At 53.0% G+C, this 14,617-nt stretch carries 15 protein-coding genes and 1 other RNA gene; 11 read left to right on the top strand and 5 right to left on the bottom strand.

Annotated features, from left to right (window positions below):
• Positions 1-240: 240 nt before the first annotated feature.
• Entirely contained in the window at positions 241-1,602 is a 1,362-nt protein-coding gene (gene ffh, locus ACSVHP_RS16505) for a signal recognition particle protein (RefSeq protein WP_003863132.1), read from the bottom strand.
• Positions 1,603-1,768: 166 nt separating this feature from the next.
• Here ffh and ACSVHP_RS16500 point away from each other — a divergent pair, with 166 nt between their 5' ends.
• Both ACSVHP_RS16500 and ACSVHP_RS16495 read left to right on the top strand, forming a co-directional pair.
• Positions 1,769-2,560 carry a cytochrome C assembly family protein gene (locus ACSVHP_RS16500; protein WP_447552461.1) on the top strand — a complete coding sequence of 264 codons (792 nt, stop codon included), beginning with the start codon at positions 1,769-1,771 and terminating at the stop codon, positions 2,558-2,560.
• An 18-nt stretch (positions 2,561-2,578) separates the two neighbouring features.
• On the top strand, positions 2,579-3,865 hold the full coding sequence (locus ACSVHP_RS16495) for an HlyC/CorC family transporter (RefSeq protein WP_234676573.1): 1,287 nt from the start codon (positions 2,579-2,581) through the stop codon (positions 3,863-3,865).
• Between the two features lie 50 nt (positions 3,866-3,915).
• On the opposite strand, the gene grpE is transcribed toward ACSVHP_RS16495, so the two are convergent.
• Positions 3,916-4,509 (bottom strand): nucleotide exchange factor GrpE, encoded by a 594-nt coding sequence (gene grpE, locus ACSVHP_RS16490; protein ID WP_447552460.1) that lies wholly within the window; start codon positions 4,507-4,509, stop codon positions 3,916-3,918.
• Between the two features lie 122 nt (positions 4,510-4,631).
• On the opposite strand from grpE, the gene nadK reads away from it, so the two are divergent.
• The 3 genes from nadK (at position 4,632) to bamE (ending at position 7,734) form a co-directional block, all read left to right on the top strand.
• Positions 4,632-5,510, top strand: coding sequence for an NAD(+) kinase (gene nadK, locus ACSVHP_RS16485; protein WP_234676564.1), 879 nt, complete (start codon positions 4,632-4,634; stop codon positions 5,508-5,510).
• A gap of 85 nt (positions 5,511-5,595) precedes the next feature.
• A complete protein-coding gene (gene recN, locus ACSVHP_RS16480) occupies positions 5,596-7,257 on the top strand; it encodes a DNA repair protein RecN (RefSeq protein WP_447552459.1) in 1,662 nt (553 codons plus the stop codon).
• Positions 7,258-7,395: 138 nt separating this feature from the next.
• Positions 7,396-7,734 (top strand): outer membrane protein assembly factor BamE, encoded by a 339-nt coding sequence (bamE, locus tag ACSVHP_RS16475; RefSeq protein WP_112013059.1) that lies wholly within the window; start codon positions 7,396-7,398, stop codon positions 7,732-7,734.
• Positions 7,735-7,843: 109 nt separating this feature from the next.
• Here bamE and ACSVHP_RS16470 read toward each other — a convergent pair whose 3' ends face one another.
• Both ACSVHP_RS16470 and ACSVHP_RS16465 read right to left on the bottom strand, forming a co-directional pair.
• Complete coding sequence (locus tag ACSVHP_RS16470) at positions 7,844-8,131, bottom strand: RnfH family protein (protein ID WP_234675646.1); 288 nt, start codon at positions 8,129-8,131, stop codon at positions 7,844-7,846.
• Positions 8,121-8,558 carry a type II toxin-antitoxin system RatA family toxin gene (locus ACSVHP_RS16465; RefSeq protein WP_234675647.1) on the bottom strand — a complete coding sequence of 146 codons (438 nt, stop codon included), beginning with the start codon at positions 8,556-8,558 and terminating at the stop codon, positions 8,121-8,123. Before ACSVHP_RS16465 ends, ACSVHP_RS16470 begins: the two co-directional genes overlap by 11 nt.
• A 156-nt stretch (positions 8,559-8,714) precedes the next feature.
• Between ACSVHP_RS16465 and smpB the strand changes: the two genes are divergently transcribed.
• On the top strand, positions 8,715-9,197 hold the full coding sequence (smpB, locus tag ACSVHP_RS16460) for an SsrA-binding protein SmpB (protein WP_014071418.1): 483 nt from the start codon (positions 8,715-8,717) through the stop codon (positions 9,195-9,197).
• Positions 9,198-9,286: 89 nt separating this feature from the next.
• Positions 9,287-9,649: a transfer-messenger RNA gene (ssrA, locus tag ACSVHP_RS16455) on the top strand.
• A gap of 99 nt (positions 9,650-9,748) precedes the next feature.
• Here ssrA and ACSVHP_RS16450 read toward each other — a convergent pair.
• Entirely contained in the window at positions 9,749-10,525 is a 777-nt protein-coding gene (locus ACSVHP_RS16450) for an SDR family NAD(P)-dependent oxidoreductase (protein WP_447552457.1), read from the bottom strand.
• Between the two features lie 173 nt (positions 10,526-10,698).
• Here ACSVHP_RS16450 and ACSVHP_RS16445 point away from each other — a divergent pair, with 173 nt between their 5' ends.
• The 4 genes from ACSVHP_RS16445 (at position 10,699) to ACSVHP_RS16430 (ending at position 14,131) form a co-directional block, all read left to right on the top strand.
• Positions 10,699-11,613, top strand: coding sequence for a LysR substrate-binding domain-containing protein (locus ACSVHP_RS16445; protein ID WP_447552456.1), 915 nt, complete (start codon positions 10,699-10,701; stop codon positions 11,611-11,613).
• A gap of 345 nt (positions 11,614-11,958) precedes the next feature.
• Positions 11,959-12,942, top strand: coding sequence for a fimbrial protein (locus tag ACSVHP_RS16440; RefSeq protein ID WP_447552454.1), 984 nt, complete (start codon positions 11,959-11,961; stop codon positions 12,940-12,942).
• A gap of 278 nt (positions 12,943-13,220) precedes the next feature.
• Positions 13,221-13,580, top strand: a complete 360-nt coding sequence (locus tag ACSVHP_RS16435) for a hypothetical protein (RefSeq protein ID WP_447552453.1) — start codon at positions 13,221-13,223, stop codon at positions 13,578-13,580.
• Between the two features lie 194 nt (positions 13,581-13,774).
• On the top strand, positions 13,775-14,131 hold the full coding sequence (locus ACSVHP_RS16430) for a hypothetical protein (protein WP_234675652.1): 357 nt from the start codon (positions 13,775-13,777) through the stop codon (positions 14,129-14,131).
• The last annotated feature ends 486 nt before the right edge of the window (positions 14,132-14,617 follow it).

Here is a 14,617-nt window from a genome sequence, read left to right as displayed (position 1 = left end):
CCCGAAAATTTTACTGATTTCTGGGGAAAATGCAATCAACAGTTGATTAGTCAGCGTTAAAAGGCCGTCGGCGGTGCTGCCAGTTTGGCGTCGGCGAGCGCGCAGAAAGCGGAGCGTACACGTAGTACGTGAGCATTTACTCGCTCCGCTCGCCCTTCGGGCCGCCCTAAAGGGCGTTCAAAACACATAGTGTTTTGTCGAGCACTCCCCGGCGTCAAAATGGCAAACAAGCCAGGCCGATTAGCGGCCTGGGAATCCTGGCGGCATCATGCCTTTCATCCCGCGCATCATTTTCGCCATGCCGCCTTTCTTCATTTTCTTCATCATGCGCTGCATGTCGTCGAACTGTTTCAGAAGACGGTTAACGTCCTGGACCTGCATCCCGCAACCCGCCGCGATACGGCGTTTACGCGAGCCCTTGATGATTTCTGGCTTCGCACGTTCTTTCAGCGTCATCGAGTTGATGATCGCTTCCATACGCACCAGCACTTTGTCATCCATCTGAGATTTAACGTTGTCAGGGATCTGGCCCATGCCCGGCAGTTTGCCCATCAGACTCGCCATGCCGCCCATGTTTTTCATCTGACGCAGCTGCTCAAGGAAGTCGGTCAGATCGAAGCCGTCGCCTTTTTTCAGCTTGCTCGCCAGCTTCTCAGCCTGCGCGCGGTCGACCTTGCTTTCGATATCTTCGATCAGCGACAGCACGTCGCCCATGCCGAGAATACGGGAGGCAATACGATCCGGGTGGAACGGCTCAAGCGCTTCAGTCTTCTCGCCAACGCCGAGGAATTTGATCGGCTTGCCGGTGATATGACGAATAGACAGCGCCGCACCGCCGCGGGCGTCACCGTCCACTTTGGTCAGTACCACACCGGTCAACGGCAGCGCTTCGTTAAAGGCTTTCGCGGTATTCGCCGCATCCTGGCCGGTCATGGCATCGACAACAAACAGGGTCTCTACCGGGTTGATAGAGGCGTGAACCTGTTTGATTTCGTCCATCATCGCTTCGTCAACGTGCAGACGACCGGCGGTATCCACCAGCAGCACGTCGTAGAATTTGAGCTTCGCTTCTTTCAGCGCCGCGTTAACGATGTCGACAGGCTTTTGGGCAACGTCAGACGGGAAGAAATCTACGCCGACCTGCTCTGCCAGGGTTTCAAGCTGTTTGATCGCCGCAGGGCGATAAACGTCAGCAGACACCACCAGCACTTTTTTCTTGTGCTTCTCGCGCAGGAATTTACCGAGCTTACCCACGCTTGTGGTTTTACCGGCACCCTGCAAGCCCGCCATCAGCACAACAGCCGGAGGCTGAGCCGCCAGATTAAGCACCTGGTTCTCTTCGCCCATCGCCGAAACCAGTTCGTTACGGACGATTTTGACGAACTCCTGACCCGGGGTCAGGCTCTTGTTAACTTCATGACCAACCGCTTTTTCTTTCACACGGTTGATGAAATCACGCACCACAGGCAACGCGACGTCTGCTTCAAGCAGCGCCATGCGCACTTCGCGCAGCGTTTCCTTGATGTTCTCTTCAGTAAGGCGTCCGCGGCCGCTGATGTTGCGCAGCGTGCGCGACAAACGATCGGTTAAATTATCAAACATTGTCTCTCGCCTGAGTAGAAACGTTGGGCCGCCATGAGCGACACATACACAGAATTTTGCCGGAGTATAACATGAAGGCGCCTTTGTTGTTATGCAACGGTTGGAGCAGGCGTCACGTAACGTTATACTGCTTCTCTTTCTTATTAAGACGACTGTCAACGCCTATATGCCTGTTTTCGCCCTGATCGCCCTTGTTGCCTACTCTGTCAGTCTTGCGCTGATCATCCCTGGCCTGCTGCAAAAAAACAGCGGCTGGCGGCGCATGGCAATTCTCTCGGCGGTGATCGCGCTGGTTAGCCACGCCTTTGCGCTGGAATCACGCATTATCCCGGGCGACGGCAGCGTGCAAAACCTGAGCGTGCTGAACGTCGGCTCGCTGGTCAGCCTGATGATCTGTACGGTGATGACCATCGTAGCGTCTAAAAATCGCGGCTGGCTGCTGCTGCCCATCGTCTATGCGTTTGCCTTGATCAATCTGGCGTTAGCGACCTTTATGCCCAATGAGTTCATCACGCATCTGGAAACCACGCCGGGTATGCTGGTGCATATCGGCCTGTCGCTGTTCTCCTACGCTACGCTAATCATCGCGGCCCTCTACGCCATGCAGCTGGCCTGGATTGACTACCAGCTGAAGAACAAAAAGCTGGCCTTCAGCAATGAAATGCCGCCGTTGATGGTGATTGAGCGTAAGATGTTCCATATCACCCAGGTCGGCGTTGTGTTGTTGACGCTGACGCTCTGCACGGGTCTGTTTTATATGCATAACCTGTTCAGCGTGGAGAATATCGACAAAGCGGTTCTCTCCATCGTTGCGTGGTTTGTCTATATTGTCCTGTTATGGGGCCATTATCATGAAGGCTGGCGCGGTCGCCGCGTGGTCTGGTTCAACGTGGCGGGTGCAGGCATTCTCACGCTTGCCTATTTTGGCAGCCGTTTCATACAGCAATTTGCTGGCTAAGTTATAAAGGAGTTCCCCCTGGAACACATCTCTACCACCACGCTGATCGTTACGCTGATCGTCATGGTGGTCATCTCCGCCTATTTCTCTGGCTCGGAAACCGGCATGATGACGCTGAACCGCTATCGGTTACGTCATCGCGCTAAACAGGGTAACCGCGCCGCACGTCGTGTAGAAAAGCTGCTGCGTAAGCCGGACCGCCTGATTAGCCTGGTGCTGATTGGTAACAACCTGGTCAACATTCTCGCCTCCGCGCTGGGGACCATCGTCGGGATGCGCCTGTACGGCAACGCCGGTGTGGCGATTGCGACCGGCGTATTGACCTTCGTGGTGCTGGTCTTTGCCGAAGTGCTGCCGAAAACCATCGCGGCACTCTATCCCGAAAAGGTCGCCTATCCGAGCAGCTTCCTGCTGGCTCCGCTGTTGATCCTGATGATGCCGCTGGTCTGGCTGCTGAATATGGTCACGCGCCTGCTGATGCGCATGGTGGGTATCAAAGCCGACGTCACCATCAGCAGCGCGCTGAGCAAAGACGAGCTGCGTACCCTGGTGAATGAATCCCGCTCGCAGATCTCCCGTCGGAATCAGGACATGCTGCTGTCGGTGCTGGATCTGGAAAAAGTCAGCGTTGACGACATCATGGTGCCGCGCAATGAAATCGTCGGTATCGATATCAACGACGACTGGAAAGCCATCGTCCGCCAGCTGACCCACTCCCCGCACGGGCGCATTGTGCTCTATCGCGATTCGCTGGACGATACCATCAGCATGCTGCGCGTGCGCGAAGCCTATCGTCTGATGACCGAGAAACAAGAGTTCACTAAAGAGATGCTGCTGCGCGCCGCCGACGAGATTTACTATGTTCCGGAAGGGACGCCGCTCAGCACGCAGCTGGTGAAATTCCAGCGCAATAAAAAGAAAGTCGGCCTGGTGGTGGACGAGTACGGCGATATTCAGGGGCTGGTGACGGTTGAAGATATTCTGGAAGAGATTGTTGGCGACTTTACTACCTCAATGTCCCCTTCCCTTGCGGAAGAGGTCACGCCGCAGAACGACGGTTCGGTGCTGATTGACGGTAGCGCCAACATCCGCGAACTCAACAAAGCCTTTAACTGGCATCTGCCGGAAGACGAAGCGCGTACGATTAACGGGATGATTCTGGAAGCGCTGGAAGAGATCCCGGCGGCGGGCACCCGAGTGCGTATTGAGCAATACGATATTGATATCCTGGACGTGCAGGACAATATGATCAAGCAGGTGAAAGTCCTGCCGGTGACGCCAATTCGGGAAAGTATCGCCGAATAAAACGTAGCGCCGGGTCAGGCGGAACCGCCACCCGGCGCTACGGATGACAATTACGCTTTCGCTTTTGCCACGGTGACCATCGCAGCACGAATGGTACGACCGTTCAGGGTGTAGCCTTTCTGCATCACGCCAAGCACTTTACCGGCTTCAACGTCGTCAGATTCCACCATCGCAATCGCCTGGTGAACGTTGGGATCCAGCGGCACGTTGGTATCGGCAATCACTTCCACGCCAAACTTACGCACCACGTCCAGCATGGACTTCAGCGTCAGCTCAATACCTTCGATCATCGCCGCGTTGTCCGGGTTAGCTTTATCAGCCACTTCCAGCGCGCGATCCAGGCTATCAATCACCGGCAGCAATTCGTTAACGAACTTCTCCAGCGCAAATTTATGCGCCTTCTCAATGTCCAGCTCGGTACGACGACGCAGGTTTTCCATTTCCGCTTTGATGCGCAGCACGCCCTCGCGTTCACGATTCTGTGCTTCTGAAAGCTGGGCTTCCAGATTCGCAATTTTCTCATCGCGCGGGTCCACCTGCTCAGCAGATGCTTCAGACTCTACGGTCTCAACTTCATCGTGCTGTTCCGTGATAATTTCTTCCGGGGCTTGCCCCTCAGGCGTTTTCTGTTCTTTACTACTCATGAATTTCTCCGCGTTTTTCTGCATTCATCTCGCTAACTTCGCTTATTATGGGGATCAGTTTCCGGGATTCAAGGGAACAAGACAGATTGTCATCATTCATTAGGCACAAGGACCACCAGAAAATGAATAATCATTTCAAGTGTATCGGGATCGTCGGACATCCGCGTCACCCTACCGCGTTGACGACACATGAAATGTTGTATCGCTGGCTGTGCGCCAAAGGCTATGAAGTGATGGTCGAACAGCAAATTGCCCAGGAGCTAAAGCTCAAAAGCGTGAAGACCGGCACGCTGGCAGAAATTGGCCAGCAGGCGGATCTCGCCGTGGTCGTCGGCGGCGACGGTAATATGCTAGGCGCGGCCCGCACGCTGGCACGTTACGATATTAAGGTTATCGGCATTAACCGTGGCAACCTCGGTTTTTTGACCGATCTCGACCCCGATAACGCCCAGCAGCAGCTCGCCGACGTGCTGGAAGGCCACTATATCAGCGAGAAACGCTTCCTGCTTGAAGCGCAGGTGTGCCAGAAAGACTGCCAGAAGCGCATCAGCACCGCCATTAACGAGGTGGTTCTCCACCCGGGTAAAGTGGCGCACATGATTGAATTTGAAGTCTATATCGACGAAGTATTTGCTTTCTCTCAGCGCTCCGACGGCCTGATTATCTCTACCCCGACGGGTTCCACCGCCTATTCCCTCTCGGCGGGCGGCCCTATCCTTACGCCGTCGCTGGACGCCATCACCCTGGTACCGATGTTCCCGCACACCCTCTCTGCCCGTCCGCTGGTCATTAACAGCAGCAGCACCATCCGCCTGCGTTTCTCACACCGTCGTAATGACCTTGAGATTAGCTGCGACAGCCAGATTGCGCTGCCTATTCAGGAGGGTGAGGACGTGCTGATTCGCCGCTGCGATTATCATCTGAACCTGATACATCCAAAAGACTACAGCTATTTCAATACATTAAGCTCAAAGCTCGGCTGGTCAAAAAAATTGTTCTGATTTAGCATCCAGTACTTTACTGTATAAAAAACCAGTTTATACTGTATGAAAACACAGTCATGGTTTTTCATACAGGAAAACAATTATGCTGGCACAACTGACCATCAGCAATTTCGCCATTGTTCGTGAACTCGAAATCGACTTCAGCAGTGGTATGACGGCAATCACCGGTGAAACCGGCGCAGGTAAATCCATTGCAATTGATGCGCTCGGCTTGTGTCTTGGCGGCCGGGCCGAAGGCGATATGGTGCGCGCAGGCGCAAACCGCGCCGATCTCTGCGCCCGCTTTTCCCTGAAAGACACCCCTGCGGCCCTGCGCTGGCTTGAAGCTAACCAGCTGGAAGACGGACGTGAGTGTTTACTTCGCCGCGTCATCAGCAGCGATGGCCGCTCCCGTGGCTTTATCAACGGTACCGCCGTGCCTCTCTCCCAGCTGCGTGAGCTGGGCCAGCTGCTTATTCAGATCCACGGTCAACACGCTCACCAGCAGCTGATTAAACCCGAGCAGCAGAAAGCCCTGTTGGACGGCTACGCAGGTGAGTACGCGCTTACTCAGCTGATGGCTGAACACTACCGTCAGTGGCACCAGAGCTGCCGCGAACTGGCACAGCATCAGCAGCAGAGCCAGGAGCGCGCCGCGCGAGCCGAGCTGCTGGAATACCAGCTGAAAGAGCTGAACGAATTTAATCCGCAGGCGGGTGAGTTCGAGCAAATCGACGAAGAGTACAAACGACTGGCAAACAGCGGTCAGTTGCTCTCCACCAGCCAGACCGCTCTGAATATGATCGCCGATGGTGAAGACGTCAATCTGCAAAGCCAGCTGTATAACGTGCGTCAGCTGGTCACCGAGCTGACGGGAATGGACGGCAAGCTTTCGGGCGTGCTGGATATGCTGGAAGAGGCGGCGATTCAGATCTCTGAAGCGGGTGATGAACTGCGCCACTACTGCGAACGCCTCGATCTCGATCCAAATCGTCTGTTCGAACTTGAGCAGCGCATCTCCCGGCAGATTTCACTTGCGCGCAAGCACCACGTCACGCCGGAAGAGCTGCCCGCCTTCTATCAGTCTCTGCTGGATGAACAACAGCAGCTCGACGATCAGGCCGACTCGCTTGAAACCCTGTCTTTGGCGGTCAATCTGCATCACCAGCAGGCGCTGGCGACCGCAAAACAGCTGCATGACGTTCGTCAGCACTATGCCGAAGAGTTGAGCCAGCATATCACCGACAGTATGCACTCGCTGGCGATGCCACACGGCGTGTTCACGATTGATGTGCGCTTTGAAGAACATCATCTGACGGCTGAAGGCGCGGATCGTATTGAATTCCGCGTGACGACAAACCCGGGCCAGCCGTTGCAGCCGATTTCTAAAGTCGCCTCAGGCGGTGAGTTGTCCCGTATTGCGCTGTCTATCCAGGTCATTACGGCGCGTAAAATGGAAACCCCGGCGCTTATTTTCGATGAAGTGGACGTGGGCATCAGCGGCCCGACCGCTGCCGTGGTGGGTAAACTGCTGCGTCAGCTGGGCGAATCAACCCAGGTCATGTGCGTGACTCACCTGCCGCAGGTGGCGGGCTGTGGACACCACCACTTTATCGTCAGTAAAGAAACGGATGGTGAAATGACCGAAACGCACATGAAGCCGTTAGACAAGCGCTCGCGTTTGCAGGAGCTGGCGCGCCTTCTGGGCGGTAGCGAAGTCACACGCAACACGCTCGCGAACGCGAAAGAACTGCTGGCTGCGTAAACTTTTTCGGGATCTCAGGGTCATACAGAACAATAAAAACGCCGCCAGACCGGTTTCAAAGTGGGGCAAGGTCTATTATCATCGGCATATTACATATGAGCCGCGTTCTGCTCGGGCCCGAAAAGGAATCAAATCACTATGCGTTGTAAAATGCTGACCGCTGCCGCAGCGGTTCTTCTGATGTTGACCGCAGGCTGTTCCACTCTGGAGAAAGTGGTTTACCGTCCTGACATCAACCAGGGGAACTACCTTACCCCTAACGATGTGTCCAAAATCCGTGTGGGGATGACACAACAGCAGGTCGCTTATGCACTGGGAACCCCGATGATGTCCGATCCGTTCGGCACAAACACCTGGTTCTATGTATTCCGTCAGCAGCCAGGCCACGAAGATGTGACCCAGCAAACTCTGACGCTGACCTTCAACAGCAGCGGCGTGTTAACCAACATCGACAATAAACCTGCTCTGACCAAGTAACCCAGCGTCAGAAATGCAAAAAGGTGCTCATTGAGCACCTTTTTTGTGTCTGAACCCTTGCGCAGAATCGTAGCCCCGGTAAGCGCAGCGCCTCCGGGGAAAGAAAGCGCTACTTACCCGATTTCTCCGCGCGCTGACGACGCAGCTCTTTCGGATCGGCAATCAGCGGACGATAAATCTCGACCCTGTCGCCCTCTTTCACCACGTCAGCCAGTTTCACCGGACGGCTGTAAATACCCACTTTGTTTTTCGTCAGATCGATATCACTGCGCAGTTCCAGAATACCAGACGCATGAATAGCCGCTTCGACGGTGGCGCCCTCGTCGAGCATTACGCGTTGCAGATACTGTTTTTCCGGCAGCGCATACACCACTTCCACAGCAATCTTATGCGGCACTGTAGACCTCTTTGGCGCGGTTCGTGAATGCCTGAACCATGTTCGAGGCCAGCTCTTTGAAGATGCGGCCAAACGCCAGTTCGATCAGCTTGTTGGTAAATTCAAAATCGAGATGGAATTCAATGCGACAGGCATCCGCGCTCAGCGGCGTGAATTTCCAGCCTCCCATCAGCTTTTTAAACGGACCATCGACCAGATGCATCAAAATACTCTGATTATCGGTCAGCGTATTGCGGGTGGTGAACGTCTTGCTGATCCCGGCTTTGGAGACATCCACAGCGGCAGTCATCTGCGACGGGCCTGATTCCAGCACCCGGCTACCGGTGCATCCCGGAATAAACTGCGGGTAGGACTGAACGTCGTTCACTAACTGATACATTTGTTCCGCGCTGTAAGGCACGAGCGCAGTACGACTAATCTGAGGCATAGCATTTTCCATGGTCACACAACAGACAAATAATAACATTTATCACCTGTTAAAAAAACGCTAAGCCTCATCTCGTGCTAATATAGCGCGTTAGACCTCACAGGATGCAATGAGGTGACTTTTTGACATCAGATTACCTACGGCTTTACGACACTTATGACGAAGAAAAAAGCACATAAACCTGGCTCGGCGACCATCGCGCTCAACAAGCGTGCTCGCCATGAGTATTTCATCGAAGAAGAATTCGAAGCAGGTCTTGCGTTGCAGGGCTGGGAAGTAAAATCACTGCGCGCGGGCAAGGCTAACATTGGCGATAGCTACGTTATCTTTAAAGACGGCGAAGCCTTTTTATTTGGCGCAAACTTTACGCCGCTGACGGTGGCCTCTTCGCACTACGTGTGCGACCCGACCCGTACCCGTAAGCTGCTACTGAACAAACGTGAGCTGGATTCGCTCTTCGGACGCATCAACCGCGAAGGCTATACCGTACTGGCGCTGTCGTTATACTGGAAGAATGCCTGGTGCAAAGTAAAAATCGGCGTCGCGAAAGGTAAAAAGCAGCACGACAAACGTAACGACGCGAAAGATCGTGAATGGCAAGTCGATAAAGCGCGCATCATGAAGCACGCAGGCCGTTAGTTTTAGAATACTTATTGAACGATTCAATAAGTTAGCGTTCCGGGCTGGTATCCAGGAAGCAAAATCTGGTATACTCGCTTAACACTATTGGGGCTGATTCTGGATTCGACGGGATTTGCGAAACCCAAGGTGCATGCCGAGGGGCGGTTTGCCTCGTAAAAAGCCGCAAAAAAATAGTCGCAAACGACGAAAACTACGCTTTAGCAGCTTAATAACCTGCTCTGAGCCCTCTCTCCCTAGCTTCCGCTCTTAAGACGGGGATCAAGAGAGGTCAAACCCAAAAGAGATCGCGCGGATGCCCTGCCTGGGGTTGAAGTGCTAAAACTAATCAGGCTAGTTCGTTAGTGGCGTGTCTGTCCGCAGCTGGCGTGCGAATGTAAAGACAAACTAAGCATGTAGTACCGAGGATGTAGAAATTTCGGACGCGGGTTCAACTCCCGCCAGCTCCACCAAAATTCTCCATCAGCGATCACCAGAGTCGTCTGATGAAGTCCTGAGAGCCCGCACGGCGCAAGCCCTGCGGGCTTTTTTGTGCCTGCGATTCTCAGAAATCAGGCGTTACGCCCCGCCATCACGCCGCCGTCGATATCCCAGATAGCGCCTGTCACCCAGCTTGTCTTGTCGGAGAGCAGGAAGGCAACGGTTTCGGCGATATCGCTAGCTGTCCCCACGCGGCCAATGGGGTGGAAACTGTCGAAGCTGGTCATCACATCCTTCACGTCATCTTTCGGGATAAAGCCTTCATAAATCGGCGTGTGAACCACCGCCGCAGAAACGGCGTTCACGCGAATACCGTTACCCCCGAGCTCAATCGCCAGGTTTTTGGTCAGCGCGTGCAGACCCGCTTTTGCCATCGAGTAGGCTGAAGACGGCGTCGCGCCGATGGCCTGCTGCGCCCACATGGAGCCGATATTGACGATAGAGCCTTTGATCCCGGCCGCTATCATGTTGCGCACCACATCACGGGTGATGAAGAACGTTGCGCGATTGAGGTTCATATAGATGTCGTAATCCGCCAGGTCATGCTCGGTGAACGGTTTCGGGAAGAACACGCCCGCGGCGTTGACCAGCAGGCTGATGTCCTTATGTTCCGCGTTAATGGTATCCACCACGCGCTGCATCCCCTCTTCTTTCATCAGGTCGGCGACGATGATGGAAACCTGCCCGTCTGCTGCCAGCGCCCGTTGCGCCTGCTCGGCTTTATCCTGACGGTTGCCCACCAGCACCACGCTGCCGCCGTCCTGGAGGACACGCTTCGCCGTTTCGAAGCCCATACCGCTTGTACCACCCACCACTAACAGTTTTTTACCGGCAAAAGATGCGTTCATCGCAAACCTCTCAGTTCAGTTCGTTGTCGTTGATGCGAAGCGCTGCTCCTCATCCTGTGGCGCCAGAGTGCCACCCTGCGTCCGGTCTGACGACTGAGAAGAAATTGCGTAGCGAGAAAGAAAATCTATCCCGCTCGCGTATACTGACGGAAATACCTTGTCAGGATAAAACCATGCGATCGCTTAACCGTCTGAAATGGCTGCACGCCTTTGAAGCCACCGCCCGCCACGGCAGTTTTACCGGCGCGGCGCGGGAGCTGGGCGTAACGCCTGCCGCCGTGGGTCAGCTGGTTCGCTCGCTGGAAGAGTGGGTCGGACATCCGCTGCTTCATCGCACCCGTTCAGGAAAAGAGCGCCTGACGCTGGTCGACGAGGCGCAGGACGCGTTACAGGACATCACGCTGGGGCTGGACAAGCTCGAATCCGGGCTGAACAAACTGCGCGGGCGTCGGGCGCGGTCCGTGGTGGTGGTTACCGCCTCACAGGTGCTGATGATGAACTGGCTGATGGAGCGGCTAAACCGCTTCTCTGAAACGCATGAAACCATCGATCTGCGGCTCAACGTCACCGAAAAGCTAATGGACGTGTCGCACGGCGAGGCGGATATCGGCCTTCGCTGCGGTCAGGGGGACTGGCCCGGGGTGAATAAAACCTGGCTGATGGATGAAGAAGCGGTGCTGGTGTGCAGCCCGCGTCTGGTGCCAGCGGAAAAGATAAGCTGCGGCGAATGGCTTGCCACGCAAAAGCTGATCCACGACGACACGCCGCATCCCGGCGCACATTTTCCCTCGTGGGAGGATGTGTTCAGAACGTTGGGTGCGCCAGCCGCTCTGGAAAGCGGTCTGCACATTAACTCTACCTCCGCCGTCATTCTGGCGGCCCTGAGCGGACGGGGCGTGGCCATTGTGCGCCGCGCGCTGGTAAAGCAGCTTATTGAAACCGACCAGCTGGTGCAGCTGCATCCCGACCATCGCTGGCCGCTGAGCTGGTCCTACTATCTGGTCACGCCGCAGCACCACGCCATTCGCCATGAAGTGAAGGTGTTCCACGACTGGCTGGTGCAGGACGTTGCTTCGGGTAATCATTAACGCGACCACGCAGGTCTTGCTGAACCCTAATTAACGCGTTCTCAGAGTTTTCAATCGCTCTATTAATTAATAGATAAATTTAAAATACGTATTTTGCGCAATAATGATTAACGTTGCGCAAAAAAAATAAAATCCGCACTTGGCTTAAGATGTTAAATAGTGCCATCCTAAGTTGGACTGCGGTATTTATTCACAATAAACGTTCATTATTGCAATAATTATTGGGCGGATAGTGTTAAAAAAGGAATTGCTACCCGGGGCAAGAAATTACCGTTTCATTTTTCTCTGTTCACTGCACATCAGATTCATATTATCGGGCTCTAAATCGTATAGGTATCACTTTAAATGCGTTCAGCAAAATACCCTTTGTTTTTATTTTCTACCGTACTGCTATGGGCAGACGCCAACAACGCAAGGGCGACCTGCTGGCTAACCTCTGCGCTTGCCAGCGTAAGCACTACCCAGAATTTTACCTTTCCCGCTAACAGCAACGGTACCAAAGCCTCTCAGGAGCCCATCGTGCCATTCTGGAGCGGGAGTCCTGATGAAACTTATTCCTGCCCCCGCTCGACACAAGAACTGTGGTTAGACACCACCGATGACCTGTTTGTCGAAGGCGGTTCTGGCACCGTTTTCGGTCCAGGAATAATGGGAGGTATTAATATCAGCAATGGTTCCATCTTTTATAATGGTTTCAACGTGACGACAGAGGGGACCTTTCCGGCGAGCGGAAAGGTACCGTCAGCATTTCTCCCGTGGAAATATGTCGGCGTCCGTTTAGTAATATCAGATTCCACTCAGGCCAGAAACATCACCATATACAATAAAATTGCCGGCTATGTTTTTTTAACTACCGAGGAATATTATCATCAGAGAATTAGTGGCGACCCTCTGACAAAAGTTTTTGTCTCCGGAAAAATTACTATTCCCGCCTCCTGCCAGCTCGAATCAGGCTCGGTGGTATTTATGCCTGACACCTTATCCGGGGAATACGGTAAGGCTGGGGTCGGGGGCAAGATCGGCACGGGCATCTCCCAACCGCTGACTATCCGCTGTCTGGGAGGCAGTGACTCAGCGACAATAGATCTGCACGTCACGACGAACAAAGCCGCCGGGGACGACATTGTCACAACCAACCCGGATGTCGGCGTGCGCGTGCTGGACGCTAACCATCAAACCGTTTCTGCGAAAGGCGGCCAGATATCCGTGTCACTGGACAACGGGAATGTGAAAGTTCCGTTAACCTATGTGCCGGTCGCTATTACCGGAAAAAATCCAAAGCCAGGTGCCTATTCGGCGATCGAAACCATTATCGCGACTCTCCCTTAACGCAGATATACGGATAACGCATTTATTAAATAAGGTTTATCATTGATGAATAGTTGCAGGCCACAAATGGCAGACAGCTATTCATTTTAACCGGTGAGAAATAGTGATTACCCGTCAATAACTGCTCCCTTTACGTAACTACCACTTTGCATAATTAATAAATAATTCTGCACCAAAATCCATCATTGATTTATATCAAGGTTCTCACCCCTCTTCCGTGGAAAATGAATTGAACTAAGAAAATTCTCACCCACATAAGCACGGAACGGTTTAGCGATATGGATATCAGGATTCAGAGTCTCGGGTTGTGGACGCAATCGTTTGTCAATAATGAAGTTGCAGCCGTGTCGCGCCCGCCTGAGGCGCTAAAAACCGCCCCGCTGTCGACGTCGGCAGCCATGAAGCGCCTCAACAAAGTGTTTCTGAAAAAGGGGCAAAAGGTTCACAAAATACGCGATAAGCGTGCACAGCATGTGCTGGGAAAATACTGCATTAAAGACGCCGTAACGGGCGATATTATTTCCTTTTCCAACCGCCTGACGGACTGGCTTGAAGAGGAGTGGCTTCTGGGATATGAAGAGTTCGTTGCGGATGAAGAAATCTCAAGGGATGGTTATCAATCATGCACAGGCCGATAATCGTTATTCTGTTTATTCTTTTAACCCTGGCCGCACTGGTGGAAATTGGGTATTTATCCTTCGGCTAGTTCCTGGCCGAAAATAGCGTCGCGGGATGCCGTTGATGCTTTACAGTTTTTTCCTAAAGCCTTCACCGCTATTCCCGTGCCATAGTGAATCCCGCTCTGAACAAGAAAGCGAATAGAGGATAAAAGATGAAAAAAACAATTATTGCGTTATCTGCCGTTCTGCTGGCTGCTCCCGTTTTTGCCGCGACCACACATGCAACCGACGAGACCGTAGCTGCCGCCAATGCGAACGCTAACGATGCGAAGCAAAAGCTGCATGAAGAGCAGAACAAAGGCGAAGAGCTGAAGCTCAAAAACGAACACGCCGCCGAAGGTAAGAGCGAGAATTTCTCCAGCAAGGTAAGCGAAGATTCTCAGAAAGCCTGGCACAAAACCAAAGAAGGCACCGAGAAAGGGTGGGATGCTACCAAAGAAGGTGCTGAGAAAGGCTGGAACAAGACCAAAGAAGGCGCTTCCAGCCTCGAAAAGAAAGTCACTGAGTAATGCTCAGTAAGAAGACCCGGTGCCCGTGCGCCGGGTCTTTTTTTACATTGAATATCAACCCGGTGTAGAACCATCTTAATGAAAGATATATTTTATTACTCGTTTCAGGCAAGAAAAGGTTGAATGATTAAGCATTAGCACACTATATTTGTCGCGCACCGAAATTATTTAAAAACAGAACTCAAACATAATATATCATATTCCCTAAGTTATATAACCCAGCTTAAATTGTTATTAAGCGCCAATTAAATAAGTACAGTAATTAATTACGCATCCATCACAAAATCAAAAAACCTTTACCCCCTGCCGCACCCGTAGCCCTTACCACACAAGGCCTGCGCCGCTTCACTCGCCATGATGTCACACCGGAAAATTAACATTTATCCCCTACAAATAATTGCCAATACCGCATTTGCGCATTCTGCCGTTTATAGCTATATCCTTTTTAGACGTGTCTAAATAATATCACTGTTAAAAAAAGGGTTT

The sequence above is a fragment of the Enterobacter sp. 186315 genome (genome assembly GCF_053290175.1).
Note: the sequence above shows the minus strand (reverse complement) of the source record. Positions and strands in the feature narration are given on the sequence as shown.